We start from the raw sequence: 16121 nt of genomic DNA, 5'->3' as shown, positions 1-16121 counted from the left end.
CTATGAATACATCCGAATCGTATTTAGAAAGTATAAAAAAACAGTTTTTATATTATAAAACCTTAGGTGAAAAAGCTATCGCCCAACTTGAACCCGAACAGCTTTTTATTGCTATAAATGAAGATACAAATAGTATTGCTACTATAGTAAAACACATCTCAGGTAATATGCTTTCGCGTTGGACTGATTTTCTTACAACCGATGGTGAAAAAGAATGGCGCAATCGGGATGCCGAATTTGAAAATGACATTCAACAATCTAAAGATGAAGTAATGGTTACTTGGGAAAAAGGCTGGAAATGCCTTTTTGATGCTTTAAATAGCTTACAGCCCAACCAACTCTCAGACATTATATATATTAGAAACGAAGGCCATACTGTTATTGAAGCCATCAACAGACAATTAGCACATTATCCTTATCACGTGGGTCAGATTGTATTTTATGCCAAACAATTAAAAAATAGTAGCTGGCAAAGTCTATCAATCCCAAGAAAAGAATCTAATAATTATAATGCTGTAAAATTTGCACAAGAAAAAGAAATCAAGAACTTTGCAGACGAAGAACTTAAGAAATTGAAATAAAACACTCTATTCCTTTCTGTCTGCTCAGAGTAGCCCTGATTGAAGCGAAAATCCTTTTTATTTTTTTCTTTAAAAAATAAAAAGATTCTAGTGAAAAGCAGGAAAAAGCTCCAAAAAAAATTAAACAAATCATTTATCATGAAAAAATTACTAGTACTCCCTTTATTACTTATTATCGCATCTTGTTACAATGCCGAACACAATTGCAAGGATTTTAAAACTGGAAAATTTAAGTTTGAATTCGAAGTTGATGGAGTAAAAAAAACTACCATTTTTGAAAGAAAAAATGATATTGAAATAGAAACGTATGAAGGTAAAACCGACACTGCAACTATTCGTTGGGTAAGCGATTGCGAATATGTTCTACAAAAGAAACATCCTAAAAATAAAGCCGAAGAGAAAGCAATTGGAATGAAAATTTTAAGTACAACCCAAAATTCTTATACTTTTGAATTCGGAATGATTGGTTCTAACCAAAAACAACGTGGAACTGTTGTTCGAATAGATTAATTTTTATCCCTAATTTCACCCCCTAATTAACACCCAATTTTAAATGGAAGTATTTTTAAATCCTGATGCATGGATTGCCTTATTGACACTGACCTTTCTTGAAATTATTTTAGGAATTGACAATATCATTTTTATATCAATAGTAACAGGAAAACTACCCCCCGAAGAGCGTAAAAAAGCGACTCGAATTGGTTTGTTTTTGGCCATGTTTATGCGTATTGCTCTATTAATGGGTATTTCGTATTTAATAGCAATGAAAGCAACTGTTTTTAGCATCAATTGGGGTTGGCTAAATGCCGATTTTACCGGGCAAGCTTTGATTTTATTAGGCGGTGGATTATTCTTGATTTATAAAAGTACCAAAGAAATAAGTGAAAAAGTAGATCATAAAGGCGAAGAAGAGCAAACATTAAAAGGGGTTGCAAAAAAATCTTTTTCGAATGTAATTGTACAAATTTTACTAATCGATTTAATATTTTCTGTAGATTCAATCCTGACTGCTGTAGGAATGACAAACGGTGTTACAGGTGCTTTAACGATTATGATTACAGCCGTAATTATTTCGGTAATGGTAATGATGCTGTTTGCGGTTCCAGTTGGAAATTTTGTAAATGCAAACCCTTCTATACAAATTTTAGGATTAGCCTTTTTAATCTTAATTGGATTTATGCTAATCACCGAAAGTATGCACCTATCTAATGCATCTCTAATTGGTGAACATATAGGCGCAGTACCAAAAGGATACTTGTATTTTGCCATTTCGTTTTCATTGGCAGTAGAGTTTATTAATATGAAAATGAGAAAACGATCAAAATCATAACAGCAAACATTATAGTACCTGAACCTATTGTAGTAAAGTCCTGTTTCTACATCTCCATACTGTTCAAGCTGTCTAAATGAATCTCTCGACTGACACAAGCTTGAAGCTTACGCATACCTTTAGATTTATATAAAAATTATTCGTGATTTCTATTTATATATTCATCAATGACATTTTTAATATTATTGATGAATATATATTCACTAAGGTATTTAGCACAAATTACTCCTACCAAGCTATCTAAGTCTTTTAATTGTTTTTCATCTTCTTCATTATGAATTTTATATACTGATTTAAGATTATACTTTTTTTTGTTTCATTAGTAATGATATAATTTAGATTATATAAATATTCTTCTCCATCATACAAGTAAACTTCAACAACACTTAAATTTGAAGAGAAAAGTTCTTGGTTTTTATTAATTTTCTCACATATGGAATTTTCAATATTAATTGCGATTCCATATAAACCATGTTTTACACATTGAATCATTCCCATAATTTTATTTACATTCTATTAAATTAAATCCATTTCTTCGTAAGAATTTTGCATATCCTAATTTAGTTTTAGATACAGGAGCTTTACCCCCGTTTTCTAATACGTCAGTTACATGAGATAAACAACTGTTATTGATAGCTTCATATTTTCCTAAATCAGAGATTTTAATAGACTCTTACTGGTATTTCATAGCTGTATCTGCTAGATTAATTGTACTTGTTTGAACAAGTACATAAGAATTTGTTCCCAATCCCGACCGACTGAAAGCGAGGAATGGAACAAAGGGAACGACCGAAGAGAGACAGATAAATTGCCCACTGTTTGGATTTTACAGCTTTGTTAGATTCTTTCAATAAACAGTTAGTAAGCCTTTTATAAAACGATAAAACCACACTTTTTGTGTGGTTTTTATCAATGTTATTTTCTTCTCTATGGCACACGGATTAAAAATCCGCGTTATCAAATCCGAGCGATCGGGAGTATTAATAAATTTTAAAATCGCCCTCTCCATTTTCAATATATAAATCATATATTTTAAGATTTGAAGTTTCAATAAAAATATTAAACTTATTAATTTCTTCCCCAATTTGATCTACTAAAAGAAATGAGCCTTCTGTTACTAATTTTTCTTGTTCTGTAAGTAATTCTTGTAATTTTTTGGGTACTCTTTCTTTATGTAAAATAATATTACCAGAATAGTGTTTGTTCTTTTCGTTTATCAAAGAAAATTCAAAAAAAGCTATATTTATTGAAGTACCATCTTCTGTTACTAAAATAAGATTATCTTTTAAATCCATGATTAATTGCATTTAAATTTACTCTGTAATTTTTTTAAATTACTTTCATTAAATCCATCTACACCATCGGGCTTATATTTAAACAAAGCGGACACAAGCAAGATGCTTGCGCCAACATGGGTTTGATTCTTTTTGCGGGTACAGATTACATATCTGAGCTATCGGGTAAAGATAAAAAATCTTTTATGGAGCCTCTAATGTTATCTATATATTTGTAATTTTCTATAATTTTTAAAGATACAGCTCCTAAATAATTATATATAAAATTATATTTTGATTCCTCCTCTTCGTTATAAATTTTATATGGATTTTTAAGTTTATGTTCTTTTGAAAATTCTCGAGTCAATAAATATTTCACAGATGTAAGGTATTCTTCATTATCATATAGGTCTAACTGAAAAATAAATAAATCATTCTTATTTATCTCAATATCATTTAAGATTTTGTTACATATTTCATCTTGAATTCGAGGTATAACATCAATACAATATTGTTTTTCCATTTTTTATAATCTATTAAATCCTATTTTTTCAACAAATCTATAATACCCTAACTCTGTTTTAGAAACTGCAGCTTCCCCTCCCTTTTCTAAAACATCAGTAACATGAGAAAGACAGCTATTATTTAAAACATCATATTTACCCAAATCACTTACTTTCATTAGGTCCTTTTGATGAGTCATAGCGGCTTTAGCATTTGATAATTCTATAACTTTAGTGTTAGCTAATTCATAAGGAGCTTTCCCTAATCCGTCAGTGTTGCTTATAATCCTAGACATTTTCATTTCTCGATTTGTCACTTGATGAGTAGTTAAACTCGAACCATTTTTTGTTTTTATTTCAATCGTAAAATGCCCTTCAGAATGTCCATTGTGGTATTGCCTAATAGTTGCTGTTCCTTTTACATCGCAATCCAACCCAAACGGATCGACTTGTGTATTAGAGTCATACGTATACGCGTAGAAATTTGGGTTATTCCCCGCTAATCCGATAGGATCCTGACTTATGTAAACCCCAGTTTCAGGGTTATAATAACGGAATCGATTGTAATATAATCCTGTTTCTACATCCTCATATTGACCTAGTTGCCTAAACGGCAAAAATTCTCTATCTCCTTTAAATTCTCTTAATCCCCCATAAATATCATAATCGGTTTCCCAAACGAGTTCGCCAACTTCACTGTAAACATGTACAGGACGACCAATATAATCATTAATTATTGAAAACTTCTCTTCGCCAATAATCTTTGCACTCGGAATAAAAGAACCTTCTTCATAAACCCAAGTAATTAAATTCTCAATTGGTTCAGGTTTGTTGTAAACCAAATTGTCTTCGTCAACAACAATTAATTTAGGTCTTTCTTTCAGGTCGTATTCCCACTCATTAATAAGAACATTATCATCCCAAAAATAGCGTTTTTTTTCAACTTTACTGTAATTGTAATATAATTACTACTTATTAGTAGTTTCGAAAACATTCGAAGTGGATTTTTTAATTCAACGTTTTAAGATATTATTAAACCAAAAAGCATAATATTTTCGAATGTAAAAAACTAGAACGAAACCTCCTTATTGAGTTCTTAAGGGGTTCGATTTTTCTATATTCTCTAAATAATAAATTGGCTAAAAAATAAAAAAACTACACCAATGTAAGGTAGAGAACGTGTGAAGAGAGGAGCGGAAACGGAGGCTTTTTAGCCGACTGGTAGCGACGAATGCAACTAAGTGAACGACTGAATGAGATCGATAATTGCCCGCTGTATAGGGTTTTAAAATTCAATATTCTCTAAAAAAACACCAAACCCCGCAATTAGCGAGGTTTGCTTTATATTTGAGTAAAACAAATAAAGTACTATATAATTTTTATAGTAAAATTTCTTCTATTGCAGATTTAATTATTTCATCTTCATTTACATTTTTAGGTAATTCTTTTATAAATTTATTAAAGTTTTCTCTACCTAAATATTTATCAATATTAAATAAAAATAAAGATAAGCTAGAATGATATACAGCATTGTTTTTTATTGGATATTTTAAATAATATTGTTTTAAGTATTCTAAAGCTATTTCTTTATTTAGTTTTAAAACTAGTGAAAATAAATAGGGATAATCGGAACTATATTTTATTAATTTTTTAAGTTCATCATCTGAATAATCAAACGAATCATCCCTAATGGAACTAACGTACATTTTAAAATCTTGTTTTTCAATCTCTAATGATTCCACTCGATCTAAGATATTCATTATAGATATACTACTTATTGAAATTATTTCACATATTCCTACTTTATGAGGACCGTGAAAAACATCAAAAACATATCCTTTTTTTAAAATATGAGAAGGAGCATTGTCCATCATAAAGCCAACTTTTCCTTTAGATTTATAACCTTGAATCCTTGGTGGTTCATCAAATCTTAAATCAATAGTCCATCCTCCAAGGTTATCGTCATAAAAATTACAATATAACTGATTGCTAATAGGTAATAATCTATTTTCCCCATCGAAATAAGTTTTATTCCAAGTAATTATAGCGTCTTTCATTTTATTTACATTTTACTCTTTGTGAATTAATAGATTTAACAGGAGTCTGTTTACTGTTTAGGTCATCAGCTTCAAGATATCTTGCTTTACCAATACCATCATAATTATCGTAATCACTTGGCATAAAGGCATTTTTAGCAATATCATCATCTATTTCAAACCCTACAACATAAAATTTAGAATCAGAGCCGTGTCCCATTTTATGTCCCCATGTTACAGCATCTTCGTAACTTTCTGCAAACCATTTCCCTGACATGTTTTCACCACCTCTCCACCCGTGGTTTTTTATATCAAAGAATTCTTCACGAGTCATTGATCTAAATAATTCCATTAATCCAAACGGATCGACCATCCTATTTGAATCATGAACGTAGGCATAGAAATTCGGATTATTTCCCGCTAATCCGATAGGATCCTGACTTATGTAAACCCCAGTTTCAGGGTTATAATAACGGAATCGATTGTAATATAATCCTGTTTCTACATCCTCATATTGACCTAGTTGCCTAAACGGCAAAAATTCTCTATCTCCTTTAAATTCTCTTAATCCCCCATAAATATCATAATCGGTTTCCCAAACGAGTTCGCCAACTTCACTGTAAACATGTACAGGACGACCAATATAATCATTAATTATTGAAAACTTCTCTTCGCCAATAATCTTTGCACTCGGAATAAAAGAACCTTCTTCATAAACCCAAGTAATTAAATTCTCAATTGGTTCAGGTTTGTTGTAAACCAAATTGTCTTCGTCAACAACAATTAATTTCGGTCTTTCGTTTAATGGATATTTCCATTCATGAATAAGAACGTTACCGTCCCAAAAATAGCGATTTATTTCTTTGTATGCAATTTTTGCGGTACGTCTTCCAAGTGCGTCATATTCAAAACTTACAACTTTCCCATCAGAGTTGGTTACACTTTCGAGCATTCCGTTAGCAAGCCAGCTGTATCCAGTATCTCCTTGTTGCCACTGCTCATGCTCATGTTGCAATCTGGTTTCCTCGGTTTTGTTGCCAATTAATCTATCCATCCAGTTGGTGGGTTCTGAAAATTTCAGCTTTTCAAGAATATTTCTAGGGCTTTTGTGTATTAAATTCCCTTCTTCATCATATTTATAATAATACTTTTCGTCTTTAAGTAGTTTGCCTCCTTTGCCATATTTTCGGTCGCTACGGTCATAAGTTTTATAAAGATTCCCTACTGCATCAGGAGTTTTGTATAATTCTCCTTTTCCATCATAATCCGCTTTAGCTAGATTACCAAAATCATCATAATCAAAAAAGGTCATTCCTTCTGTAAGTTGGTTCACTACACTTCTTAGCTGTTGGTTGGTGTCCCAATTGTAGTAACGTGCGCCTGTGCGTTTGCTATTAGCGAATATTTCCTGTTCTTTTTGTTTGCCGCTGCTATTGTAGCTCGTTTTTATATGTAGTCCTCCTGTAGCATAGCGCTCTATTTCTCGTCCTAGTTCATCGCGTTTTAAAGTCGTTTCCCAAGTCTGATGTTGTTCTTTAAGTTCTGTACTTTGCGCTTCTATACGCTCTAGTTGTCCCTTTTCATTATAGTACGTGTTAACATCAGCTCCTAAACTTGTACTGATGTTGGTGCGTTGACCTAAAACGTTGTAAGTAGCTGTTAGTGTTATAGCGTTTTCGGCTATGTCTAACTGCTGTTTTTGCGTTTCCTGTATGATTCTTCCATTTGGATCACGCTCAAAATAGATGCTTACATTTTGGTTCGTAGCTTCTACTAACAGTCCGTTTTTATTATAGGTGTAAATCTCCCAAGTCCCATCGTGGTAATTGGCTCTAGTGATGCGCCCGAGTGCATCTTGCTCGTATTCGGTATATTTCCCGTTTGGTCTTTCTATTCGGGTTACTTCGCCAACAAGATTGCGGTTGTATTTTTTTATGATCCCATCAAAAGCAGCTTCTTTTATAATGTGTCCTGCTTTGTTTCGGGTAAAAGTGTAGCTTTCGTAGTCTTCGTTTTGAATGCTTTTTAGCTGTTCCATCTTATCGTAGGCAAAACGTACTTTTACGCCGTTTTGCTCTCTTGTGGCTAGACTCCCTAGTGGAGTATAACTAAACTTAATATTGTTCTTTCTGTCTTTTAAGGCAATTACTTCGCTGTAATTATTATAACTAAACTCAATAACATTGCTGTCCTTCTCAACAATTTTCTGTACTCTGTCTAGGGCATCATACGTAAAATAGTCCGCCATTTGCATTGGGGTGTAAATCGCTCGTACACGTCCTCGGTAATTGTATTCCCAAGTTTTTAGCTTTTGGTCGTTTTCTCTCCACTCTATAAGGTTGTACTGCTGGTCGTAAACGAGTTGTAACTTATTCTTGTTTTTAGCAACGCTTGCCAGTAGTCCATCATCATTATAAGTAAAATGCGTACTGGTTTTATCGGGTGCAATAATAGTTTTAAGCTGATGCGCTTTTTCTTTATTGTATAAATAGATTGTTTTATGTCCCTCTGGGTCAATAGCTATCGATGGGCGATTTTCGTCATCGTATAACATCATTTCTTTTGTACCATCGGGATAGGTGGTACTAATTTTATTGCCCATATTATCGTAAGTAAAGCCTAATATACGACCTTCTTGGTCTATTTCACGATACAATTCCATGAACTCGGTATAATCATAAAAAATGCTATTGCCCATCGGGTCTTTCTCTTGGGTTACAAGCTGGTTTGGCTCATAATAATAGATCCTTACAGCTCCGTTAGCATCGGTTATTATGTTATAACCTTCCTGAGTATGATATTCCATCCAGCCTTCTTGCCAGCCTCCATCGCCCCAAGTGTGAATACACTTGTTTTGAGCGTCGTATTCCCAATAAAAAGCTTGTCCGTTACGATCCGTTTTTTTGACCATTAAATGGTTCTCATATTCAATTCTTGTTGGTTTTTGTAAAGCATCAAGAATTGCTACCATATTATAGTGCTCGTCATACTCATAAGCTACCAGTAATTCATCTTGCTCTGGTGTTACTAATTCTAGTTTCTGGATGAATCCTTCTTTGGTGCTTACCTTGATTTCTCTGCCTGAGACATCTATGATTTTATTTAAACGATATCCTGTAAATTCAAAAATGATGCAAAGTCCATCGTTATTGGTAATTTGAGTAAGTTGGTATTTTTTACCATCAAACAAGGCAAAATCATAAAAAAGTTTGCTTTTATGATCGTAAGCCTGATAGCCTTTTTCTGTTCTTTTTAAGGTTGTTTTTTCTTCGCGCAGATAGTAATCTTCATCTGGAAGTAAAGTAGGAAAAGCCACTAATCTCCCATCGTCCATGCGTAGTCCCAAGGCATCGTCTTCTGGATATAATTCTACTGCGCGGTCATAAACACTATGCACGCCATGTCCGAGCCAACCAATATACTCAGAGTCAGAATACCAACTACGTTCCCAATTAAGCGTAATGGGACTGGCTATATCAAAATCACTTCCTTCATAAATAACAGCTCCATTTATAAGATTTACAGGATCATGAGCACATTTTCTGAGTGAATCTTTAAGTCCTTTTGGACTTTTTGATCCTTTCATGTTAATTTTTTTAGCAAGTCCTCTAACTTTTTTCATAAGAGTGCTAAACCCGATACTCGATGCTAATCCTGTTAGCATCCCGCCCCAATCTGGCAGATAAGGTCCGCTTACCATTACAGGTTTTCCTGTAGGAATTGGCAATGAAAACGAGGTTGGTGCAAATAATGTTGGGGCAAAAGGCAGCATTTTTTTTCCGACTTTAGTTTTTCCTACAGCCATAGATAGTGGGATTCCAATATCGTTACAAGTCATTAACATATGTCCTTTGGGACTTATTCGCGTACCATCGGAATAAACAGTTTCTGATGCAAAAAAGTTCATGCTTTCGTGCCCGATTATTGGCGCCATTACCCAAGGTGAAAAAAGAGGAATGTGTACCAGTGGTATTATTATTCCGCTAGTATCTGAGTTACCTCGTTTAAATCCGTTTACATGTACATTGCTTCCTAAAAAAGGAATATAATCAAATGGATCAATAACGATACCTACATAGGGATGAAAGGGATTAAATGGAGGTAAGGTCGTAAAGTGGATGTCGATACCAACGACAATAGTAAAATGATTATCGGTTAATAACATAGCTAGTAAGTGTTGCTTGATGAATATTCTTCTTGTATTTGTTTGGCTATCTCACGAGGCGTATCACGCCAATTATCTCCAAAAATCATAGCCATTCTGTTGGCAATAGCCTCTTTTTCTGTATAATCTATTTTGGGATAGTCCTCTAAATAACTATTCGCAATGAAAGTAAAATTGATAATTTTGAGCATCGTGTCTGTCAAAGCATATCCATACTCAAAAGCGTCATTCAAAATTTCGTTATATTGTCCATCTCTCTTTTTTGCTGCCAATAATAAAGCATAATTATACCCATTAATAACTTGCACTTCCTGCTCTATTTCTTTGGCTACAGCTACTTGCTTTAAAAAATAATTTATGGCTAAATCAGATTTCCCTGTAATGCTGTAATGGGATCCTTTGCATGATACCAATTGTAGTAAAACACCTGCAATATCTTCTTTCTCCTTATAAAAAGGAGTAGTTATTTTTATTCCTTTATCCAATAGTTCATGAATAAGCTCTTTTTCATCTTTAAATCGAAATAAAAAACTCGCATAAATAAGATAAGAAGAAGCCCAAAAGCTGGTTTCTCCTGTACTCTTGCTAATATCAATAAGTACGTTACCTAGTTTTTTTACTTTCTCTTGTTTTTTACTTTTTGCAGCTTCACCAATTTCAAATAAGCATTTTCTATATTTCACCTGCGGGTCATTTGGATTACCCTGAGTCGCAATTTCTTTATAAGCTTTACTGATATTCTGATTTGGAATTTCGATGATAGTTCCTTTCTCCTTCATAGAAACAATCATGTCTTTATATAACTGTCTTTCTTGATAATCAACAAATAGGAACCCTATATTAGCTGGTAATAAAACGGAGAGTTCTTTTATACTTTCCTTTAATAAATTAGCATCACGAACTTTTTTAATTAAAAAACTAACAATTAAAAGATTACCTGTTTTAGCCTCAAATTTTTTAAAGCTGATCAGCATTTTTATATAAAAATCTTTAAGATTTTCGATACTAAGTTTATCAATCTCTGGCAATACTTCCCTAAAAGTGGCAAAGTCTTCCCAATTCCAACTTGGATTTTTTTTCAAATCTTCTTCAAACGTTACGATCCATTGTTCTATAATTGTGGTATAAAAAACTTTTTTATCATAAAAATCAAGAATAAAGGCAACAAATGAATCTTCTGATTTACCATATGCTGAAGATTCTAACCTAATAAAACCATCTACCAAAGGAAAATCTTCAGTAAAACAAACCATACTAAATAGTTGCACTTTAGGCTTAGCTATTCTGGTTTTATTCCATATTTTTTGAATATTTTCGACCCTTACAGCAATAGGATTGTGAGCGTTATTCATTTTTGTTTTAATTTAAATTTACAACTCCCCCCTTAACATTAGTCATCGTTTTTCCATCAATATCAACGACCATTCCTTCTGCCAAAATGGTGTTTTTCCCTTTTATATTGATACTTGGGGCTTCATCAGTAATTTGAGTATCACTTTTAACAGTAACTTCATCTGTACCTGTAGTAAGTACTTTTTTACTACTGATATTTACTTCATTTACACCATCAATATTCACCTTTTCATCAGCAATAAGATTGATCTCTTTAGATTGTATATCAATTTTATTTGGTGCATAAAGAGTCATTGTTCCATCACCATTAAGCTTCACCATATTACCACTTGGGTCTGTGGCTGTAAACGTATTTTTTTCTTCATCGAGAACAAGCGAAGTTCCGCCTCGGGTAGCAAAGCTTCTTTGATTGTTATCTTTTCCTCCACCACCACCACTTTTCCCATGGAAGACGCTTCCAAGAATAAAAGGTCTATTAGGGTCACCATAGCGGAAATGCACCATAACATGATCACCAACTTCGGGTATAAAAACCATCCCTCGATTAGTACCTACTGCATTACTGCTCCCTGCATCTGGAGTCATAACACGAAGCCAGGCTGTTTTCATATAAGTACCTTGCTGCCAAAGCATTTGCACTCTTATTCTTCCTTTGTTTTGTGGATCGGTGTTACTCTCTACAATCGCTTGTTGTGTTTGCGCGATTGGATACGCCACATCTGGTTCGGGCAAGCTCAATACTTTTGATGGTATGGCTCTAAAATTATTTTCATACTCTCCTAAATGTGTAGCGTAATGTGTGATTTCTGTAATAATATAAGAACCAACTTCTTGTGTAATTCTAATCTTATTTTCTAGAACACTCGATTGTATATTCACAATACTGCCTATTCTTAATTTTTTATTTTTGGTACTAACTTCAACAGTATTCGTATTTGCGGCAGCACTTTCCTGTTTCTTTTTTAAGAAGGATTCCAAAACCAAATCATCTCCTGTACTCACAATACCGTGTGTGAAAGCAGGGGTTGCAAATACTTCTTTTGAGCTTGCAAAGGCTTCGTTACCTAATTTGGGCAACCCCCCCACCGCATCTTTAGATTTAGCTGTATAGCGTTTATCAGCACTCTCATTATATGTAAAAGCACTAAATTTATTAGGTACTGCATTAACCGATATTTTTAATTTCGAAATATCACTATTATAAGTTAATGATATAGGACTATCAAAACTTTTAGGTTTCCCGAAAATTAATTTTTCTCCGTCATAATACAGCCATTCATTGTATTGTTTTGCCAGTCGCTGGATAAATTGAAAATCGGTTTCGAGATACTGATTTTGATACTCTATTTTAGTAACATATTCAGGATTAATTTCATTTTGCAATTGTTCTCCAGCTCCATTTTTAACTACCTCTTTTACAATATCTTTTAATGGCAGTTCTTCCCAAGAATATAATTTCTCACCTGATTCTAATAATATTGTCTTAGAATACCCCGATACAATAATATGATTACCCGAATGCCCTTCTTCCTGATCAAAATCGATATTGGTAACAACTCCCAAAAAGTTATTCTTTTCATCTAGCATGATGTGTACTACCTTACCTAGCCATCCTTGGGCATTTTCTAAAGTATATGCCAATGGACTCTCTATAGCAGCATGCGGAACATGAATTTCAAATTGATGATGTCCATTAATTACTTGTTTTAGTCTGAGTTGTTTAAAATGTGAAATCTTTTTACTGTCTATTCCAAAAATAATCGTTGGTGGTTTCATAAGTTTATAGTTTTAAAGATGATTCTCTCATCATTATCTATTTCATCAATTTTATATATTCTTTAATTATTATCGTAATAACAAGGTTCTCTTATATTTATAGCTCAGACTGTCATATTTTACATAAATAGTCTGGAATTTATTGTTTTGACTATTTTAATTAATATCTCTAATTGTAGAAGACAAAAATCCCTCTTCCTTTACAACTTAAAAATATTAAAAAGGAATTACCTAAAGTATTTTTTCCATCTTTATCAAACTATTTTATGTCATATATAACAACTCTTTCTTGACTATTTTCCAAGCATTGTCCTCTTTTGCGAGTAACACAATATAGGTTCTTCCAAAACTTCCAACTCTTCTTGGACCTCCTACTGATTCTGATAATACTAGTATTGCTTTATTTTTATATATCTTTAAATTTTCAATATCAATTCTTCCAACATACTTTATTTTTTTGTCAATTTTTTTTTCGTCAAAAAAAACATAATACTTTCCTATTTTTTTTTGAAAGTTTTTATCTAATGAAAAATTAAAATAATTTCCATTTTCTAATAAATCTTTAAAATCAGCTTCTACTTTTTTGTTTAAATTAAAAAAAGTAAGAACATCTTTCTCTATTCTTTTATTATATCTAATTTTCTTATTTAATTCTATTGCTAAGTGTGGGTAGAGTGGTCTCTTTTCAATAATACCATTTGGTAATGGTGGTGGGATTACAAAAGCGCCATGTTTATATGCCACAGTATCAACAATTGCCAAGAAATTATTCTCTATGAAAGTACTTGGATTTTCTGTCTTTCTTTGACAAGAAATCAATGAGCAACCAATCAAACATAAGAATATAACATGATATTTATTTTTTAAAACTCCACCCATTTTGTTTATATAAAGTATTAGCATTTTCTTTTTCGACTACTTCCCCAAAAGCCTCTCTTTCAAATCCCCAACCATATTCATAGGCACTGTCTAAATTATTTTTTATTCTTCCATAATGTACAAATTCATGGAGTATTGTTGCTACTATCAAAAAAGAAGTCCCTTGTATCGTTTCGTTTAATTTAGCGGCTTCTAAACCTTTCATTTTATATTTATTTTTATGCTCGAACCATCTCGTAGAGTTTGGCCATATTCAGTAACCATTATTTCTGCTGACAAAATTGCGCCTTTTCCATATTGCAATTGATTTAATACTTCTGTCGATGAATAACCCGAATAATATGAAAGCCATTTAAAAACATTTTCATTGTTGTAGACGTAGTCACTTAATTGCTTTAGAATTCGAATGAATCTAGGGTATTTTATTAAATAATCCTTATCATTGGGTTGTATATCAGCATTAATTTTTCTTCTTTCAATATTCGCAGCTAAAACATTTGTATTTTCCCATTCGCCAGTTTCTCTATTATATCGTGGACTTTTAGCCCCTAGTGAGCTTGCATTTTTATATTTTCCTGAAGATGATGATCGAAACATAATAAACTTATTTTTAATTATTTAAAATTGAAAAAAGATTGACTTTTTTAGAAACTATCTTGAATCTTTTTATTGGTGCCATCATAGTTTATTTTTTTTTGTATTAGTAGCTAATCTTAAGGAATATTATTGTTATTTGTATTTAAAAACTTAAAAAATGCTTCATTGCTTTCAAGCATTTCAGGTGTCAAGTCTAATTCTTTAGTACCTTGATGCATTATTAATTTTTCACCTATTTTGTAATAATGCACAGTTGTTTTCTCTTCATAATTTAAACTATTTGTACTTATAATTATATTGTTTTTCTCATTAAAATAAAATGAATTAATAGCCGTTGTAATTATATCAGATGTCTGTTTAAATTGATAGTTTATTTGTTTTTTATCTATTAAATCAACTACAACTAAGTTTATTCTATTATTCACTTCACTTAATGGTAATAAAAGCATATAATTATTTGTGATATAACAATCTTTAGATTTATCATTTACAATCAATCCATTTATTGGAAACACCTTATCAAATCGTTCACGGTATCCAATTTTTAAAATATTTTCTTTGCCCTTACTAATGTAAATAGTATCATTATAATATCTAATCGTGTATAAAACTCCATTTTTATCTTTAACTTCTAAGCTATCAATTTCAAATTTATCTTGCTCACTTTTGATTATCTGTTTTGAAACAGTCCTTTCTTTAGTCTTTAAATTACATCCAAGGACAACAAAAAACAATTAAAATTGATTTTAGTTTAAAAAAGATAGTTAGTTTCATTATAAATAGAGTTATTTTTTTTTTTAACCAGACTGGTTTACGTCATGTTAGGAATTTCTTTTTTACATCTTTCAATAATTGTGTTATTGATACCCATTTTTAGCTTACCCATTTTATATATTTATATATTATTCCCCACTCTCCATTCGTTTTAAATAAAAAAAATGCTTTACCCTCTCCACAAAGAGCTCCACAATGATGATTAAGTTCTACATAAGCTTTAGTATTATCTTTTGAGAAAATAGGAATTGTCATATCATAAAAATTATATCTTTCTCCTATTTTTTGCTTTAATGTTTCTTTTTTCAATTGTAGTTGAATTTATTTTATCTATTATATTCTGTTCTATTTTAAATACCTTTTGCCCTAAATTTTGTGAAATTAAGTAGGTAGAATCTGTACTTAAAAAAAATCTTTCTTTCCCTGTTTTAAAATTTAATAATTCATTTATTGATACATTATTAAATGGAAGCGGTGGCGGAAGATTTGGATTCTCTTCACTTTTTATTGGAATTCGAATATTTATTTTTATCAAATCCGTACAAAATGACCTTGAACTATTATCATTCTTAGAAACAAATAAGCTCTCTCCAATAATTATTGTTTCGGCTATTTCATTAATATCTCTAACCGTAAAAGATGAAAATTCTTTTTCTTTACAACTCAAAAGCGTTAAAAAGGCAAAAATTAAAATAATGTTTCTCATTTTTTATAATTAATAACTCTAAACAACACCTTCATGTATTTTCATAACCAATTTTGATTTAAAATCTGGTCAATATTTTAGTATTATCTATTTTTAATTTCGATAAATCGTAAGCATTTTACAGTTTTTACATTTATAAAATACAAG

At 31.7% G+C, this 16121-nt stretch carries 17 protein-coding genes; 3 read left to right on the top strand and 14 right to left on the bottom strand.

The genetic code is table 11. From position 1 onward, the window contains the following. Positions 1-2: 2 nt before the first annotated feature. The 3 genes from IUY40_RS16315 to IUY40_RS16305 all read left to right on the top strand — a co-directional run bounded on the left by IUY40_RS16315 (position 3) and on the right by IUY40_RS16305 (position 1911). Entirely contained in the window at positions 3-581 is a 579-nt protein-coding gene (locus IUY40_RS16315) for a DUF1572 family protein (protein ID WP_195737926.1), read from the top strand. Positions 582-719: 138 nt separating this feature from the next. Then, a complete protein-coding gene (locus tag IUY40_RS16310; protein WP_195737925.1) occupies positions 720-1091 on the top strand; it encodes a DNA topoisomerase IV in 372 nt (123 codons plus the stop codon). A gap of 43 nt (positions 1092-1134) precedes the next feature. After that, entirely contained in the window at positions 1135-1911 is a 777-nt protein-coding gene (locus IUY40_RS16305; protein ID WP_195737924.1) for a TerC family protein, read from the top strand. A gap of 249 nt (positions 1912-2160) precedes the next feature. Here the strand turns inward: IUY40_RS16305 and IUY40_RS16300 are convergent, their stop codons facing one another. The 14 genes from IUY40_RS16300 to IUY40_RS16235 form a co-directional block, all read right to left on the bottom strand. Further along, positions 2161-2403, bottom strand: coding sequence for a hypothetical protein (locus tag IUY40_RS16300; protein WP_195737923.1), 243 nt, complete (start codon positions 2401-2403; stop codon positions 2161-2163). A 488-nt stretch (positions 2404-2891) separates the two neighbouring features. Beyond that, complete coding sequence (locus tag IUY40_RS16295; protein ID WP_195737922.1) at positions 2892-3206, bottom strand: hypothetical protein; 315 nt, start codon at positions 3204-3206, stop codon at positions 2892-2894. Between the two features lie 145 nt (positions 3207-3351). Next, a complete protein-coding gene (locus IUY40_RS16290) occupies positions 3352-3708 on the bottom strand; it encodes a hypothetical protein (RefSeq protein ID WP_195737921.1) in 357 nt (118 codons plus the stop codon). Positions 3709-3711: 3 nt separating this feature from the next. Beyond that, complete coding sequence (locus IUY40_RS19675) at positions 3712-4530, bottom strand: RHS repeat-associated core domain-containing protein (protein ID WP_317190937.1); 819 nt, start codon at positions 4528-4530, stop codon at positions 3712-3714. Positions 4531-5067: 537 nt separating this feature from the next. Beyond that, positions 5068-5745 (bottom strand): hypothetical protein, encoded by a 678-nt coding sequence (locus tag IUY40_RS16280; protein WP_195737920.1) that lies wholly within the window; start codon positions 5743-5745, stop codon positions 5068-5070. 1 nt (position 5746) lies between these two features. Continuing rightward, positions 5747-9889: an RHS repeat-associated core domain-containing protein gene (locus IUY40_RS16275; RefSeq protein WP_195737919.1), complete on the bottom strand. Its 4143-nt coding sequence runs from the start codon at positions 9887-9889 to the stop codon at positions 5747-5749. Positions 9890-9891: 2 nt separating this feature from the next. Beyond that, positions 9892-11241, bottom strand: coding sequence for a hypothetical protein (locus IUY40_RS16270; protein ID WP_195737918.1), 1350 nt, complete (start codon positions 11239-11241; stop codon positions 9892-9894). Between the two features lie 7 nt (positions 11242-11248). Beyond that, positions 11249-13018: a phage baseplate assembly protein V gene (locus tag IUY40_RS16265; RefSeq protein ID WP_195737917.1), complete on the bottom strand. Its 1770-nt coding sequence runs from the start codon at positions 13016-13018 to the stop codon at positions 11249-11251. A 264-nt stretch (positions 13019-13282) separates the two neighbouring features. Beyond that, the gene (locus IUY40_RS16260) at positions 13283-13897 is read right to left on the bottom strand and encodes a hypothetical protein (RefSeq protein WP_195737916.1); all 615 of its coding nucleotides are present in this window, start codon (positions 13895-13897) and stop codon (positions 13283-13285) included. Next, a complete protein-coding gene (locus IUY40_RS16255; protein WP_195737915.1) occupies positions 13875-14102 on the bottom strand; it encodes a hypothetical protein in 228 nt (75 codons plus the stop codon). Before IUY40_RS16255 ends, IUY40_RS16260 begins: the two co-directional genes overlap by 23 nt. Next, positions 14099-14494 (bottom strand): hypothetical protein, encoded by a 396-nt coding sequence (locus IUY40_RS16250; RefSeq protein WP_195737914.1) that lies wholly within the window; start codon positions 14492-14494, stop codon positions 14099-14101. Before IUY40_RS16250 ends, IUY40_RS16255 begins: the two co-directional genes overlap by 4 nt. Before the next feature lie 116 nt (positions 14495-14610). Continuing rightward, positions 14611-15228: a hypothetical protein gene (locus IUY40_RS16245; protein ID WP_195737913.1), complete on the bottom strand. Its 618-nt coding sequence runs from the start codon at positions 15226-15228 to the stop codon at positions 14611-14613. 139 nt (positions 15229-15367) lie between these two features. Beyond that, entirely contained in the window at positions 15368-15577 is a 210-nt protein-coding gene (locus tag IUY40_RS16240; RefSeq protein WP_195737912.1) for a hypothetical protein, read from the bottom strand. Continuing rightward, positions 15534-15974, bottom strand: a complete 441-nt coding sequence (locus IUY40_RS16235) for a hypothetical protein (protein ID WP_195737911.1) — start codon at positions 15972-15974, stop codon at positions 15534-15536. Before IUY40_RS16235 ends, IUY40_RS16240 begins: the two co-directional genes overlap by 44 nt. Positions 15975-16121: the final 147 nt, after the last annotated feature.

Origin of the sequence: Flavobacterium sp. ALJ2 (assembly GCF_015594725.1) — a bacterium.
Taxonomy (GTDB): Bacteria; Bacteroidota; Bacteroidia; order Flavobacteriales; family Flavobacteriaceae; genus Flavobacterium.
This window is presented reverse-complemented; position numbering and strand designations above follow the sequence as displayed.

Coding starts and splice junctions, on each gene's coding strand:
- IUY40_RS16265 (WP_195737917.1), bottom strand. CDS start 13,018: ATGAAACCACCAACGATTATTTTTGGAATAGACAGTAAAAAGATTTCA.
- IUY40_RS16270 (WP_195737918.1), bottom strand. CDS start 11,241: ATGAATAACGCTCACAATCCTATTGCTGTAAGGGTCGAAAATATTCAA.
- IUY40_RS16250 (WP_195737914.1), bottom strand. CDS start 14,494: ATGTTTCGATCATCATCTTCAGGAAAATATAAAAATGCAAGCTCACTA.
- IUY40_RS16295 (WP_195737922.1), bottom strand. CDS start 3,206: ATGGATTTAAAAGATAATCTTATTTTAGTAACAGAAGATGGTACTTCA.
- IUY40_RS16255 (WP_195737915.1), bottom strand. CDS start 14,102: ATGAAAGGTTTAGAAGCCGCTAAATTAAACGAAACGATACAAGGGACT.
- IUY40_RS16235 (WP_195737911.1), bottom strand. CDS start 15,974: ATGAGAAACATTATTTTAATTTTTGCCTTTTTAACGCTTTTGAGTTGT.
- IUY40_RS16280 (WP_195737920.1), bottom strand. CDS start 5,745: ATGAAAGACGCTATAATTACTTGGAATAAAACTTATTTCGATGGGGAA.
- IUY40_RS16310 (WP_195737925.1), top strand. CDS start 720: ATGAAAAAATTACTAGTACTCCCTTTATTACTTATTATCGCATCTTGT.
- IUY40_RS16290 (WP_195737921.1), bottom strand. CDS start 3,708: ATGGAAAAACAATATTGTATTGATGTTATACCTCGAATTCAAGATGAA.
- IUY40_RS16300 (WP_195737923.1), bottom strand. CDS start 2,403: ATGATTCAATGTGTAAAACATGGTTTATATGGAATCGCAATTAATATT.
- IUY40_RS16315 (WP_195737926.1), top strand. CDS start 3: ATGAATACATCCGAATCGTATTTAGAAAGTATAAAAAAACAGTTTTTA.
- IUY40_RS16260 (WP_195737916.1), bottom strand. CDS start 13,897: ATGGGTGGAGTTTTAAAAAATAAATATCATGTTATATTCTTATGTTTG.
- IUY40_RS16275 (WP_195737919.1), bottom strand. CDS start 9,889: ATGTTATTAACCGATAATCATTTTACTATTGTCGTTGGTATCGACATC.
- IUY40_RS16305 (WP_195737924.1), top strand. CDS start 1,135: ATGGAAGTATTTTTAAATCCTGATGCATGGATTGCCTTATTGACACTG.